13 protein-coding genes are annotated in these 14,206 nt (G+C 67.6%); 6 read left to right on the top strand and 7 right to left on the bottom strand.

What is annotated here, in order from left to right; genetic code table 11:
• Positions 1-68: 68 nt before the first annotated feature.
• Positions 69-1,235, top strand: coding sequence for a 1-deoxy-D-xylulose-5-phosphate reductoisomerase (gene dxr / locus V3W47_RS06325; protein WP_331824342.1), 1,167 nt, complete (start codon positions 69-71; stop codon positions 1,233-1,235).
• Positions 1,232-2,350, top strand: a complete 1,119-nt coding sequence (locus tag V3W47_RS06320; protein WP_331824341.1) for a M50 family metallopeptidase — start codon at positions 1,232-1,234, stop codon at positions 2,348-2,350. The genes dxr and V3W47_RS06320 overlap by 4 nt, the downstream gene beginning before the upstream one ends.
• Positions 2,351-2,474: 124 nt before the next feature.
• On the opposite strand, the gene V3W47_RS06315 is transcribed toward V3W47_RS06320, so the two are convergent.
• Positions 2,475-2,933, bottom strand: coding sequence for an SRPBCC family protein (locus V3W47_RS06315; protein ID WP_331824340.1), 459 nt, complete (start codon positions 2,931-2,933; stop codon positions 2,475-2,477).
• A gap of 179 nt (positions 2,934-3,112) precedes the next feature.
• Between V3W47_RS06315 and V3W47_RS06310 the strand changes: the two genes are divergently transcribed.
• On the top strand, positions 3,113-3,760 hold the full coding sequence (locus tag V3W47_RS06310; RefSeq protein WP_331824339.1) for a glycosyltransferase family 2 protein: 648 nt from the start codon (positions 3,113-3,115) through the stop codon (positions 3,758-3,760).
• A 148-nt stretch (positions 3,761-3,908) separates the two neighbouring features.
• Here the strand turns inward: V3W47_RS06310 and V3W47_RS06305 are convergent, their stop codons facing one another.
• The 4 genes from V3W47_RS06305 to V3W47_RS06290 all read right to left on the bottom strand — a co-directional run bounded on the left by V3W47_RS06305 (position 3,909) and on the right by V3W47_RS06290 (position 8,175).
• Positions 3,909-4,874, bottom strand: a complete 966-nt coding sequence (locus V3W47_RS06305) for a hypothetical protein (protein ID WP_331824338.1) — start codon at positions 4,872-4,874, stop codon at positions 3,909-3,911.
• A gap of 117 nt (positions 4,875-4,991) precedes the next feature.
• Positions 4,992-5,540 carry a hypothetical protein gene (locus V3W47_RS06300; RefSeq protein ID WP_331824337.1) on the bottom strand — a complete coding sequence of 183 codons (549 nt, stop codon included), beginning with the start codon at positions 5,538-5,540 and terminating at the stop codon, positions 4,992-4,994.
• Positions 5,540-6,742: a glycosyltransferase family 2 protein gene (locus tag V3W47_RS06295; RefSeq protein WP_331824336.1), complete on the bottom strand. Its 1,203-nt coding sequence runs from the start codon at positions 6,740-6,742 to the stop codon at positions 5,540-5,542. The genes V3W47_RS06300 and V3W47_RS06295 overlap by 1 nt, the downstream gene beginning before the upstream one ends.
• Positions 6,743-6,849: 107 nt before the next feature.
• Positions 6,850-8,175 carry a nucleotide sugar dehydrogenase gene (locus tag V3W47_RS06290; RefSeq protein ID WP_331824335.1) on the bottom strand — a complete coding sequence of 442 codons (1,326 nt, stop codon included), beginning with the start codon at positions 8,173-8,175 and terminating at the stop codon, positions 6,850-6,852.
• A 309-nt stretch (positions 8,176-8,484) separates the two neighbouring features.
• Here V3W47_RS06290 and V3W47_RS06285 point away from each other — a divergent pair, with 309 nt between their 5' ends.
• The 3 genes from V3W47_RS06285 to V3W47_RS06275 all read left to right on the top strand — a co-directional run bounded on the left by V3W47_RS06285 (position 8,485) and on the right by V3W47_RS06275 (position 12,022).
• Entirely contained in the window at positions 8,485-9,600 is a 1,116-nt protein-coding gene (locus tag V3W47_RS06285) for a prephenate dehydrogenase/arogenate dehydrogenase family protein (protein ID WP_331824334.1), read from the top strand.
• A gap of 150 nt (positions 9,601-9,750) precedes the next feature.
• The gene (locus V3W47_RS06280; RefSeq protein ID WP_331824333.1) at positions 9,751-10,854 is read left to right on the top strand and encodes an acyltransferase; all 1,104 of its coding nucleotides are present in this window, start codon (positions 9,751-9,753) and stop codon (positions 10,852-10,854) included.
• Between the two features lie 295 nt (positions 10,855-11,149).
• Positions 11,150-12,022, top strand: coding sequence for an alpha/beta hydrolase family protein (locus tag V3W47_RS06275; protein ID WP_331824332.1), 873 nt, complete (start codon positions 11,150-11,152; stop codon positions 12,020-12,022).
• Here V3W47_RS06275 and V3W47_RS06270 read toward each other — a convergent pair.
• Complete coding sequence (locus tag V3W47_RS06270; RefSeq protein WP_331824331.1) at positions 11,979-12,371, bottom strand: hypothetical protein; 393 nt, start codon at positions 12,369-12,371, stop codon at positions 11,979-11,981. The two genes, V3W47_RS06275 and V3W47_RS06270, sit on opposite strands and share 44 nt — an antisense overlap.
• A complete protein-coding gene (locus V3W47_RS06265; RefSeq protein WP_331824330.1) occupies positions 12,368-14,197 on the bottom strand; it encodes an arginine--tRNA ligase in 1,830 nt (609 codons plus the stop codon). The genes V3W47_RS06270 and V3W47_RS06265 overlap by 4 nt, the downstream gene beginning before the upstream one ends.
• Between the last annotated feature and the right edge of the window lie 9 nt (positions 14,198-14,206).

Genomic DNA, 14,206 nt, shown 5'->3' with positions numbered 1-14,206 from the left:
CCTGCTCCCACTGACAACGGACCACTCACCACTGACAGCGCCCTCCCCATGCGCCATCCTGTCTCCCAATGAAGCTCACGGTTCTGGGCAGTACGGGCAGTATCGGCACGCAGGCGCTGGGCGTGGCGCGGGAGCGCGGCTGGACGGTCGGCGCACTCGCGGCGGGGCGCAACCTCGATCTGCTGGAGGCACAGGTGCGCGAGTTCCGGCCCGAGGTCGTCAGCGTGGCGGAGGAGGCGTTCGCGGAGGCGCGGGGACGCTTCCCCAATATTCGCGTCATCGCCGACCCCGCCGAGGTCGCCTCCCTTCCGGCAGACGTGGTGGTGAACGCGATGAGCGGGCTGCTGGGTCTCTCCCCCACCCGCGCGGCGCTGGAGGCGGGCCGGGCGGTCGCGCTGGCGACGAAAGAGGCGATGGTCACGGCGGCGGACCTCATTTGGGGGGCGGCGGCCCTCGGCGGCGGGCGGCTGGTGCCCGTGGACTCCGAGCATACGGGCGTCTACCAATGCCTCACGGGCGAGGACATGGCGGACGTGGCCGAACTCCTCCTCACGGCGAGCGGCGGCCCCTTCCGCGACGGCCCGGCGGACCTCTCCGGCGTGACGCCCGAGCAGGCGCTGAGGCACCCGTCGTGGAGCATGGGGCCGAAGATCACGATTGATTCCGCCACGCTGATGAACAAGGGGCTGGAGGTGATGGAGTGCGCCGCGCTCTACGGGCTGCCGCTCTCGCAAGTGGGCGTGGTCGTCCACCCGCAGAGCGCCCTGCACGCGGCGGTCCGCTTCCGGGACGGCAGCCTCAAGGGGCAGTTCGGGCCGACCGACATGCGCCTCGCCATCGCCTACGCCATTGACGCGGCCCCGACGGGGATGACGAGGCCGGGGGACGTGCGGGGTGCGCGGCGCGGGCCGGAGGTCGCCGGGCACCTCGGCTGGCCGCTGCGGGGCAACTGGGAGTTCCGGGAGCCGGACGCGGCCCGCTTCCCCTGCCTCGGCCTCGCGTACCGGGCGGGCGAGGCGGGCGGCCTGCTGCCCACGGCGCTCAACGCGGCGGACGAGGTGGCGGTGGCGGCCTTCCTGGCGAGGCGTATCGGCTTCACCGACATTCCACGACTGGTCGAGCGGGTCATGGACGAGACACCCACCGGGACGCTGACCTGGGAGACGCTGGCGGAGACGGAGGCGTGGGCGCGGGCCAGGGCGGGCGAACTCGTGCGGACGGGGGTGCGGGCGTGAACGTCCTGCAAAGCATCGCGGCGGCGTTGACCCCGGTGGGGCTGCTGTGGACGCTCCTCATCATCGGCGTGGCGACCTTCCTGCACGAACTCGCCCACTACGCGCTCGCACGCTGGCAGGGGGTGCCCGTGAAGTCCTTCAGCGTGGGGATGGGACCGATCCTGTTCAAACGGCCCTGGCGCGGGACGGAATGGCGGCTCTCGCTGCTGCCCATCGGCGGGTACGTGGAGATCGACGGCATGGCCCCGGAGGAGGGGCCGGGCGGCGTGTACCGCCAGCCCACGCGGGGCTTCGCGGCGCTGCCCGCGTGGGGCAAGGTGGCCGTGCTGCTCGCCGGGCCGCTGACGAACCTCGTGCTGGCGGTCGGGTTGTTGACCCTCACCTTCAGCGCGCAGGGGGTCCCGGCGTTGGACGAGGTACACATCCGGGGCATAATTCCGAACTCACGTGCTCAGGCATTGGGATTACGCGACGGGGACGTGATCACGGCCATCGACAACCGGGACATTCCCGAGACGGTGACGGTCAGTGGGCAGACACGTCCCGGCTGGGAGAGCATTCGGGACGCCCTCGCCACGAGCGGGCGCAAGGCGTTCACCGTGGAGCGGGACGGGACGGCGCGGGAGGTCGCCTTCGACTGGCGGGCCACCGTGAACGGCGAGCGCCAACGTCTCGGCATCGAGTACGGTCCCGGCGTGCGACCCGCCAGCGTGCCCGTCGCCTTCGTTACCTCCATCCAGACGACGGGTGAGGCGGTGCCCCAGCTTCTGCGCGCCTTCGGAGGCCTGTTCGCCCGCTTCTTCACGCTGGACCTCTCGCGGGACGAGAACGTCTCGGGACCCATCGGCACGGCGGAGATCGTGAGCCGCGCCGCCGCGCTCAGCCCGTGGGCGCTCGTGCAGGTCGCCATCCTGCTCAACCTGTCGCTCGCCTTTTTCAACCTCCTGCCGATTCCGGGGCTGGACGGCGGACGCATCCTCCTCGTCCTCATCGGCTCGCTGCGGGGCCGCCCCCTCACGCTGGCGCAGGAGCAGGCGATCAACGTGGCGGGCTTCGCGTTCGTGATGCTCTTGATGGTGTTCGTGGTGGTGCGGGATGTGAGCAGGTTTTTTTAGAGGGGTCAGCTTTCAGCCGTCAGCGATCAGCAACAACAGGGGGACCTACCTGTCACGGCGGGTCCCCTGTTTTGTGATTACGAATGGGTGGTGGGCTGGCGGCTGGCCGCTGGTCGCTGGCCATTCAAGTTGCCGCGCTCGGTTCCACCTTGCCGCCCCGGCCCTCGACGAAATTCTGGATGGACTCCAGCGCCTTGTCGATGCCCTCCTGAATCTGGCTGTCGGAGGGGGCGGGGCCGGGCATGTCCTTGTTGGGAGCGCTCTGGGGGTCCGGATCGAAGCGGAGTTTGACCGTCACCTCGGACCCGCTGTCGCCGTCGGGTTTCACTTCCAGCGTGCCGGAGTAGTTGATCTCGCCGTCGCTGCCCCACTCCAAACGGTGGCCCTCCGCATCCTGCCGGAAGTGGCCGTCGGCATGGTAGGCGTGGCCCTGCGCCTCACCCTCGACCTCGACCCGCTCGCCGTCCTGCGGCTCGGCGCTCTTGGTGGTCGGCAGATACTTGGGAAGGTTCCGCACGTCCGAGACGAACGCGAACACCTCGTCGGGCGTGGCCTGAATGCGCCGGGTGCCTTGATATTCCATGGGGACCTCCAAAAACTCCAGAAAAGGCTGGCGGACTGTCCGGTCGGTCAGGACCAGCATAGGCGACTCCGCCGGAAGCCCCATGAGCGCACACCAACGGCAGACTTCATTCTGCTGATGGGGCCACACTTCCCCCTTGCGCCCAACCCCTGACCCCCAAAACCCTTACCATATCCCCGATGCAGTACCCCTATTCGCGCGTGGCCGTCGTCATCCCCGCGTACAACGAGGCGGAGACGGTCGCGGGCGTGGTGCGGGTCGCGCGGGAACTCACGCCCGAGGTGGTGGTCGCCAGCGACGGCAGCAGCGACGATACGGCGAGGGCGGCGCGGGAGGCGGGCGCACGGGTGGTGGAACTGGCCGAGAACGCGGGCAAGGGTCCGGCGCTCAAGGCCGCGCTGGAGGCGACGGACGCCGAGGTCGTCGTCATGCTCGACGCCGACCTGATGGGCCTGACGCGGGGGCATCTGGAGGTGCTGCTGCGGCCCGTGCTGGACGGTGAACTCGACATGTCCATCGGCGTATTCGAGGGCGGCGGTTTCGTGACCGACTGGGGCAACAAGCTCACCCCGCACCTCAGCGGGCAGCGGGCGTGCCGCCGGGCGTGGCTCCTCGGCGTGCCGCGTCTGGGGGACGAACGCTGGCCCGAGCCGCCCATCACCGACCACCTCAAGGCGACCGGGGCACGCTGGGGCTATGTGGAACTTCCGCAACTGCGTCAGGTCCTCAAGGAGAAGAAACGCGGCTTCTGGAAGGGCGTGGGCTTCCGCACGCGGATGTACGCCGAGTTGCTGACGTACCGGGCGAGGAAGAAGCGTGAGGGGTAGGAAAGGGCCGGGTCAGCGTCCTCCCGCGTGGGTGACGAACGAGGAGAGTTTCTGTGAACGTCGCAGCAAGCAAAAGGCAGAAGGCAGGAGGCCAACAACGGGCGTCTCCTGCCTTCTGCCTTTGACCTTCTCCCCTCCCCGCCGGGCGTCACTTGCCCAGCGTGGCGATGGAAAAAACCCAGGAATTTTGCGCCTGGGTCGGTCCCCAGCGGTAGCCGACGCGCGGGCCGATCATGAAGGGCACGCCGGGGACGTTGAACAGCAGGTCGCCGCGCACCGTCGTGTACTCGTCCACCCACTCGCGCTGGACCAGGCCCCCCACGGCCCCGACGACTCCCGGCCCCTGGGGCGTGGCGGGCAGGCGGTAGACCGCGCTCAGCGACGTGACGTTGTAGCGGTCGAGGTCGAGGTCCGCGAAGACCGCCTCTCCCAGCACGAAGCGTTCCAGATGCCGACCCGTGACGCTGAAGCCCCCCTTCGGCGTCAGGGTCAGGCTTCCGCTCACGTCGAGGCTGCTCTGCACCTCCCCCAGCGTCGGCGCGAGCAGGCTGCGCGTGGAGACGGTCAGGTTGGCCCGGCCCAGCTTGTTCGGCAGGGTCGCGTTGTCGGACAGCCGGGCGTCCAGAACGGCGTAGGGGGCCTCCACCTCGCCCTGCCTCCCGTACCCCCCCTGCACGGCGAGGCGCACGCGGTTTTGCTCGGCGGCCCAGGCGTAGCCCGCCGATACCTTCGAGAGGTTGTCGCCCTCCTGCCACAGCGCCCCCCACTGCCAGCCCGCGAAGGGATCGTGGTTGACCTCCGCCCGCAGCACGCCCGTCCTGGAAGCCTCGCCGTCGTCCACACGCCCCAGCAGGAAGGTCGTGTCCTTGACGCGGGCGCTCAGCACGTATTCCCAGTAGTGCGTATGCCGCACCAGATTGAAGCGCACCGTCTCCTTGAACGGCAGGGGCACGCCGCGCACGCCGAAGCCCTCGTCGGAGCCGCCCGTCGCCACCGTCACGGCGCTGAAGCGCGACAGGTAATTGGCCGGAAGCTGAAACTGAATCTGCGCCTCCGCCAGCCCGGACCAGGCGAGCAGCAGGGGAAGAAAACCGAGGAAGCGTTGTCGTTGCATGTGAGACCTCTCAGCGCGCGGGGGCAGGCGTCCTTCACCGGACGAAACTGTCACCAGACCGCAGATAAACGTGGGGCGCAGGGCGGGCACACGGCCCCCGATTGACGCCTTTTTGAACTACTGCTTCAGGAGCGTTTTCGCGTGCAGCTTCGGCGTGCAGCCGATCCAGGCATCCACCGGGCCGGGCAGCCGCAGGTGTGCCTTGAGCACCACCGGCCCCGCCTCATCCAGAATCCGCAGGACCTGAGCACCGCTCACCGGAATGGAGAGGTCAGGACTCTGCAAGACGTAGCTGTCCCACGTCAGGTTCGTGTCGGCAATCGGTGTTCTGAAGGCACCAGCCCCCAACGTCACGGCCTCCAGCCGCACCGAACTCGGGGAGGAAATCACGGCACCGCGTCCCTTGCCGCGTGGGCAACTCCAGGAGATGCGCGGGTTGACCAGCGTCAGGACTCCGTTCGAGCGGGACACCCACCACCGCTGAAAGGCGTTCGGTTTCCAGTTGGGCAGCGGAACGGCGAACTCCTGGGAGAACCGGGCCGACCCCGTGTCTCCCGCCTCGCCCGTGGCGATGACCTGTCCGAGCGTGCCCACTCCGGGACCGAAGAAGGTCACAGCCGAGGCGACTCCACCGAGCGCCAGACACACCAGCAGGGGGCGGAACATCAGCGGGTTCCCCAACCGCGCTTCTGAATGGAAGCCACAGCAGGCACGATCAACATGCTAAGGATGCCAATAGTAAAGACAGCCGAGGAGAAGAAATCGAGGAATGTGGCTTCCTTTGTCTCCTGATCTGTCAAACCTATCTTGGTACACAAATACATGCTCAAGGTGAGCAGTAACATCGAGAGAATCCAGTAGGTCGGCCATACACCATCAATCAAGCTCGCGTAAGCAACATGCAGAACAATGACAGGCGTCACAAGAGCCGACACTATATAGGGAATCTGTAGAATTAAGGCAACAAATGGACGACGTTTCAAGAAAGGCAGGACCACCTTGAGAGAATTGATTAGCCAGCCCTTCTTCCAACGAATCTGCTGCTTCATCAGCTTCCTGAAGCTTTCAGGAGCATCGGTATAGACGGTCGCTTTAGGCTGGTAAACGGTACGATAGCCCTTGAGGAGGATTCGGTTAGTGAGAGAGCGGTCGTCCCCAAAGCCGACGGGCTTTCCCCAAAAGGACTCCGTGGGCCATCCATCCATGACCTGATCGAGCGCATCGCGACGGTAGATGGCACCACAGCCGGAGAGGCAGCTTACAGCACCGATAGCCGATTCCGCGCGACGTTGAAAATTGATCCCGCGAGCATACATCGCTTTCTGGAGCTTAATGATCATTGAATCCGGCGAGGAGATTTTAATATTTGCAACTGCACCGCCAACGTTTGCCCCAGACATTGATGTAACCATCCAATTTATAAAATTGTCTCCCAAGATAGTATCACTGTCAACGAAAATGATGTACTTAGAGGCAGACTTCAGATAACCATCATACATTCCGTGACGCTTACCCTGATTTTTCTCCTTATACACCACTTCGACTAGGCTCCCACACTCCTCCTCTACTTCACGAAGGATTTTTCTCGTTATATCATCGGTGCTGCCATCATCTATTACAACAATCTTATCCAAGTTTTTATAACCTTGATTAATGCAACTGACAATAGTTCTTCTAATCCCCTCGCCCTCATTGAAGCAACAAATGATTATAGACACACTAGGCGCATCTACGGTCATTTTAGTTGAGTCCTCACGGACTACCGAGGTAAAAAACAGGACGAAGGAGGCACACACCGGGTACGCCCAGATGAGAGCCAACGCCCTTTCCAAATTCGACTCGACATGAATTACGAAGTTGATCTTCAAGAAAAGGTATACAACAAACAAAACACTTATTGCCAAGAGAGGTGCCAGGAATGTATGAGGCTGTCCCTTAAACTTGACACGGGATGCCGCTTTATTCCTTGTGATGGTCATAGGAGGGTTCCGTCATTTCCAATCCCCCGAGTCGCGCCACGGGTGTCGAAGAGCAGCGGCACGCGGGCGCTGATGTCGGCCCAGTCGAAGCTGCTGTGGTTGGTCAGGATCACGGCCACGTCGGTCCAGGCGAAGGTCTCGTCGCACAGCGTGGCGGCGGTGGCGTGGGCGCGCGGGCCGTGGTCCTGCGGGAGTTCGCGGACGAAGGGGTCCACGAACCTGACCTCGGCACCGTGACGCTCCAGCTCGTGAATGACGTGCATGGCGGGACTCTCGCGGGCGTCGTCCACGTCGGGCTTGTAGGTGACACCCAGCACGAGGACGCGGCTGCCGCGCAGGGCACGCTTGTGGTCGTTGAGCAGGGCCATCAGGCGCGAGACGACGTAGCCCGGCATGGCGCTGTTGACCTCATCGGCGAGGTTGATGAAGCGCGTGACGAAGCCTTCCTTGCGGGCACGCCACGCCAGGTAGTGCGGGTCGAGCGGGATGCAGTGGCCGCCGATGCCCGGCCCCGGATAGAAGGGCATGAAGCCGAAGGGCTTGGTGGCGGCGGCGTCCACGACCTCCCACACGTCGATGCCGAGGGTGTGGCACACCACGGCCAGCTCGTTGACGTAGCCGATGTTGATGGCCCGGAAGGTGTTCTCGTGGAGCTTCGCCATCTCGGCGACGCGGGCGCTGCTCACCGGGAAGACCTGCGCGAGGAAGCTGCGGTAGAGCTGCGTGGCAAGCAACGTGCTGTTTGCGCCGACGCCGCCGACGAGCTTGGGGATGTTGCCCGTGTTGAACCGGGCGTTGCCGGGGTCCACCCGCTCGGGGCTGAAGGCCACGAAGAAGTCCACCTCCGCGATCAGCCCGCCGCGCTCCAGAATGGGCACGAGGAGTTCGTCGGTGGTGCCGGGGTACGTGGTGCTCTCCAGCACGACGAGGCCGCCGGGGCGCAGGTGCTCGACCACCACCGCCGCCGCCCGCTCGATGTAGCTCACGTCGGGCTGTTTGCACTCGTCCAGCGGCGTGGGCACGCACAGGATGAAAACGTCGTGCCCCGCGAGCTGCCGCGCGTCCGAGGTGGCACCCAGCCGCTCCGCCTCGACGAGCTGGTAAACGTCCTCGTCCAGCACGTCCTGCACCGGACTCCTGCCGCCGTTGACGGTGTGGACCTTGCCCTCGTGCGGATCGAAACCCGTGACGGAAAAGCCGCTCTGCGCCAGGTGGACGGCGAGGGGCGTTCCCACGTAGCCCAGCCCCAGGACAGCGATTTTGGCCGTGCGGCGGGTGAGCTTGTCCTGCAACTCTGTGGCGGGGGAAAGAAAGGTGGTCATGGCGACAGGACCTCCTGACACCTCACGGCGAACGTGGGGCGCAGATCATGAGTAAGACGTGAGATGTGGGCGACGTGGATTTGGCGACGGAACCGACCCGAGACGCTCGGCGGGCCGCTTTTCTGCCTTGCACGAAAATTAGCAAGGGATGTAGAAAGATGAAGTGAAAAACTCATCTTCCTAACAGGGTTCTTACAAAGGCATCTAGGCGGGCCTTTAAGAAAGCCGGGCCGCAGGGGAGCGGAGGGCCGCGATAATGTCGGTCCCACTGCCAGGGTGGGGGCCGGACCGCGTGCTAGCCTCCCCCCCATGACCGACGCCGCCGACGCCGCGCCCGTGACGCCCGCTCCCCTCTTCGGCACGGCGGTCGTGGCGGGCGTGGGGCTGATCGGCGGGAGCGTGGCGCTGGGGCTGCGGCAGCGCTTTCTGGCGCGGCGGGTGATCGGGCTGGATGCCAGCATGGAGGTGCTGCGCGAGGCCGAGGCGCTGGGTGTGGTGGACGAGGTGCGCGCCGGGCCGGGCGAGTGGCTGAGGGAGGCCGACCTCGTGGTCCTCGCCGCGCCGATGCGGGCGCTGGCCCCGCTGGCGCGGGAGCTGTCGCCCTGGCTCTCGCGGGGGGCGCTGGTGACGGACGTGGGGAGCGTGAAGGCCGGGATCGCCGCCGAGCTGGAGGCGCTGGGGGTGCGGAACTTCGTGCCGGGGCACCCGATGGCGGGCAGCGAGCGCGGCGGGGTCACGCACGCCCGCGCCGGGCTGCTGGAGAACGCTGTGTGGGTGCTGACGCCCACCGACCACACGCCGCTGACCGCGCTGAGCCAGGCGCGGACGCTCGTGGAACACCTCGGCGCGGCCCCGGTCGTGATGCCGCCGGACGCCCATGACGCGCTCGTGGCGACGGTGAGCCACCTGCCGTACCTCGCCAGCCTCGCGCTGACGCACATGGTCGCGCGGGACGAGCGGCTGAGCCTCCTCGCGGCGGGCGGCTTCCGCGACCTGACGCGGGTGGCGAGCGGCGACCCCCGCATGAGCCGCGACATGGTGGTGGAGAACCGGGCGGCGCTGCGTGAGGCCCTCGCCCGCTTCCGCACCCAACTGGAGCGGCTGGAGGCCGACCTCGACGCCCCGGAGGAGTTGCTGGACGCCGCCCGCGAGGGCAAGCGCACCCGCGACAGCCTGCCCGTGGTGAGGCGCAGCCTGCTTCCGCCCAAGCACGATCTCGTCGTCGCCGTGCCCGACCGCCCGAACCAGATCGGCGCGGTGACGCAGACGCTCGGGGCGGCGGGCGTGAACATCAAGGACATTGAGGTCCTTGCCATCCGCGAGGAGGGGGGCGCGATTCGCCTGGGGCTGGAGAGTCCCGAGGACGTGCGCCGGGCCGGGCAGATTCTGGGCGCGGCGGGCTTCGAGGTGCGGGCGCGGGGCTAACTTGTGAGTCACCCCAGAGGGAGAGGGGACGACACGCCTTGTTCCAGCTTGAGAGGGAGGACAGGCCAGGACAGGGGACGCCGACCCTCACGCGCGGGCGGGACAACCTCCCCATTCCCCCCGCCCAACCCCGCTAGAGTGAATACCCGCATGTCCGACGCCTCCGTCTCCTCCCCTGCCCCGCCCGCCCCGGCCACGCGCGAGGCTGCCGGGCCGCGCCTGACGGCCATCGACACCTTCCGGGGGCTGACCATTCTGGAGGTGGTGGGCCACCACGCCACGGGCATGGCGCTGCGGCACGCGGAGGTCGGCTCGACCACCCACGACCTGCTGCTCATCCTCAACCGGACGCTGCATTTCGCGGTGCCCGCCTTCGTCTTCCTGTCGGCGGTGGTGCTGACCCGCAGCCTGCTGCGCCACTTCGAGCCGGGGCGCTACTTCTGGCGGCGGCTGACGCGCGGCGGCTGGCCCTACCTGCTGTGGAGCGCGTTGTACGCCCTGTGGTACGTCTGGACGGGCCAGCGGGCACCCGAGACCCTGACCGACCCCGACCGCTGGCACGACTGGCTGCTGTACGGCAAGGCGAGCTATCACCTGTACTTCCTGCTCGTGGCGCTGGAGGTGTACCTCGTGCTGCCGCTGCTGCTGCCCCTGGCGCGGCGCAAGCCGAGCATCACGGCGGCGCTGATCCTCGGGCTGGTCGTCCAACTGGGGCTGTACCTGCTCAACCGCGAGGTGCTGAGGCTGCCCTTCCCGGCGAGTACGGTGCTGTGGTACGCCCTGCCGATCAGCCTGGGGCTGGCCGTCGGCGCGCGGCTGGACGAGTTTCAGGCGTGGTGGCGGCGCAGGAGGGCCGTGCTGCTGCCGCTGCTGGTGGTCGTGTACGCGGTCTATCTGCCCGTCGCCCTCGCCTACGTGCGGGGCACGCCCGTCACGCCCGTCGTGTACAGCGGCCTGAGCTGGACCTACACCGGGCTGGTGGCCCCCGCGCTGCTGGGTCTCGCCTACCGGCTGGAGCGCGGGCCGCAGGCGTTCAAGCGGGTCGTGGCGACGCTGGGCACGGTCAGCCTCCCGATCTACCTGATGCACCCGGCGGTCCTTCAGGCGCTCGAGCGGGCGTCGGCCCCGGACGGCACGCCCGTCCAACTGGCGCTGACCGTGCTGGCTTACGGCCTGATCGCCCTGCTGATCCCCGCCGTGATCGGGCGGTTGCTGCTGGGGAAGCGGCTGGGGCTGCTGCTGTTCGGTCGGTGAGATGGAAGGGGAGGGTGCGTTCTCTGGGTGGCCAGGCCCGCTTCACCCCCACCCGGCCTCCCCCCTCAAGGGGGAGGAGCTAAAAGAGCAGAAGCCTCCGCTTCTTTTCTCCCTCTTCCCTCGTGGGTGACTCGGAGAGCTGCGGAGCAGAGGGCCGGGGTGAGGGGGCCACGTGACGACTCGGCACCACACTCCCCCGATTTCTCCCAATAACAAGCCTCCCGGTTTCGCTGGCCGCTGGAAGCTGACGGCTGGCCGCCCCTCTCCGGCAAATGCTCTAGAGTGCGCGCCAGCCATGCGCCGTGCCCCCCCCGTCCTCCTCGCTCCCCTGCTCACCGCGCTTCTGGGTTGGGCGGGGGCCGCTCCGCCCGTGCCCGCCGAGCCGCCCGCGCCCGTGCCCAGCCCCGCTCTCCCCCTCCCCACGGTGCCCGATACGGTACGGTTGGAGCGGATCAGCGGGCCGTCGTTTCTGCGGGTGCCGCCCGCGTGCTACGTGCGGGAGTGCGCGCTGGTGGTCGTGTCGCACCCGCGCGCCCAGAGTGCCGAGCGGCTGTACGGCAGCCCCAGCGTGGGCGTGCTGGTGAACGCCCTGCTCGCCGCGCCCTTCGCCGTGCTGCTGAGCGACGACGGCGGCCCGAACACCTGGGGCAGCCCCGCCGCGCTCGATCAGGTGAAGGAACTGCACACCGACGCCGTGGGCCACTTCGCCTGGAATGGCCGCACCTACGCCCTCGGCCTGAGCATGGGCGGGCTGCTCGCGCTGCGGAGCGCCCTGCCGGGCAGCCCCTACCGCGTCTCGGGCACGGCCCTCATCGACGGCTGGGCCGACCTGCGCGAGGCCTGGGGCACGGGCGCGACCCGCCGCACGGAGATCGAGGAGGCCTACGGTCTGCCGGGCGAACCCGACCCCCGCCTCAACCCGCTGCCGAACGCCGAGGCCGCGCCCCCCCTCCCCCTCTTCATCGTGGGGAGTCCCGACGACAAGACGGTGCCCCTCGCCAGCAACAGCCAGCGCCTCTTCGCCCGAGCCGAGCCAGGAGTGAGCGAGTTCGTGACGCTGACCGGGCCGCACCTCGGCGGCAACCGCTTCTCCCCCACCCTCGCCGGGCAACTGACGACGTTCTTCACCCGGCTGGAGGCGCGGGAGGAGGCGTTGGGGCGGCGGTAGGCGCATCCTCCCCGAAGGTCTCCCACAGGCGCTGAGCCTGGAGAGGCGTCACCCGTCGGCGCACGGCGGCCAGCGCCCCCTCCCCCTCCCGTGGGTGGCGGAGCAGCACGTTGAGCAGCACCCATTCCAGCGGTCCGGCCAGCACGCCGCCCTCCCCCCAGCGCAGCCACAGGTGGAAGAGGGCGGCGGCGTTCCCCACATGCGTATCGGCGAGGCGCTCGACGAGGGCGACCATCTCCCCCACGTCCTCGAATGGGCCGACCGGCGCGGGGTGGAGCAGGGCGCTCAGGTCCCACACGAAGGCGAGGGCCACGCGGTACTCGGTGAGGTCCGCCGCGTCGGCATTCACATCGCGCTCGGCACCTGAACGCCGATGAGGTCCAGCGTCTCCTCGAAGCCCTTGCGGAGGCGACCGACGAGGGCGAGGCGGGCCTCCCGCAGTCCGGGTTCAGATTCGAGGACGTTGGTGAGCCGTTTTCCTTGTTTGTCCTTCGCGTTGTACCAGGCATTGAACGTGCTGGCGAGGTCGAGGGCGTACTGGGCGATGACATGTGGCGAGTGGACACGGACACTCTGCGCGACAATTTCGGGCAGTTTGGCGACTTGCTTGGCCAGAGTAAGGTCAAGGTTGGGCAGGGCGTCCCAGTCGGCACCCGTGCCGTCTATGGCGTAGCCTTCCGCCTGAGCCTTGCGGAGGATGTTTGCAGCGCGGACGGCGGCATATTGCACATAGGGTGCCGTGTCCCCGTTCAGCGCAAGCGCCTGATCCCACCGGAAGTCGATCTTGCGCGTCGGCTCGGCCTTGAGCATGGCGAAGCGGATGGCCCCGATGCCGATGCGGCGGGCAATCTCCCCGGCATCATCGCGCTTCGCCAGTTCGGGGTTGATCTCGGCGAGAACGGCCAGTGCCCGGCGTTCGGCCTCTTCCATCGCCTCATCCGCGCTGACCGCGATGCCCTTGCGCCCGCTGATCGTCTGCCCCTCCAGCGTCACGAAGGCGTAGGAGAGGTGGACGCTGCGCTCCTTCTTCTCCAGCTCGCCCGCCACGCCGAGGCTACTCCGCACGACCGTCTGCGGGTGGTCCTGCCGCGAGTCGATGACGTTGATGACCTCCTCGGCGTGACCGAAGCGGCGTTCCGTGTCGGGCTGACCGTCGGGAGCACTCGTCCAGACCGTTTTGCCCTCGGGGTCGTCCATGAAGGGCTTGAAGCGCATTCCCTCGAACAGGCCGAACTTCCAGAACTGGTAGCCGATGTCCTTCGCGGCATACATCGCCGTGCCGTCCGAGCGCATCAGGACGACCTGCGGTTCCTCCAGTCCCGGCATGAACTCGGACACGTCCATCACGAAAGCGCCCGCGTACTTGCCCTCCGCTGGGTGAGAGGTGTAGCGGCTCGCCTCCAGAATGTCCATCGCCCGCGCGAGAAAGCCGCTGCCCACCACGTCCGACTCCCAGTTCAGGAGGTCGTAGCGAGCACCGAGGCGGAAGCAGGTTTCGAGATGCGCGCGGACGACCTTCTCGATCTCGGGCCGCAGTTCCCCGGCCTCCAGGCGGTGCATGACGGCGCTGATCCCTTCCTCCAGCGTGGGCTTGTCGGGGTCGGCGTTGAGGCGCACGTACCCCTCCCCGAGCCAGTGGTCGTACTTCTGCACGCCGTCCCACTCGCGCCCGTAGTGCCGGGCGGCGAACAGCGCCTCCGCCGCCTGCCGCCCGGTATCGTCGATGTAGTTCTGGACCTCGACCGTGTGCCCCGCCGCGCGGAAGATGCGGGCCATGCTGTCGCCCAGCACGACGTTTCGCAGGTGGCCGACGTGGAGTTCCTTGTTCGGGTTGACCGAGGTGTGCTCGATGACGACCTTGCCGCCCCTCGCCTCAATGTGGGTGGGCCGCTCCACCACGTCCCGCACGAACGCGCCCACGTCCACGAAGAAGTTCAGGAACGGCCCGGTCGCCTCCACACGCGCGACCCCGGCGGGAAGTTGCACCCTCTCAGCGAGTTGGGCGGCCACCGCCGCCGGGTTCTGCCCCAGCGTCTTGGCGATCTGGAAGGCGGCGGGTGTGCCGTAGTCGCCGGGCTTGTTCGCCGGGGTCTCCTGAATCGCCACGTCCAGCGGTGCGCCGAGATCGGCGGCGGCCCGCTCGACGGCGGCCTTGAGGTCTGCTTTGAGGTCCATAACCGGGGA

Source organism: Deinococcus sp. YIM 134068, from assembly GCF_036543075.1.
GTDB classification, from domain to species: domain Bacteria; phylum Deinococcota; class Deinococci; order Deinococcales; family Deinococcaceae; genus Deinococcus; species Deinococcus lichenicola.
The sequence above is the reverse complement of the archived record's forward strand: the minus strand, read 5'-3'. Positions and strand labels throughout refer to the sequence as shown.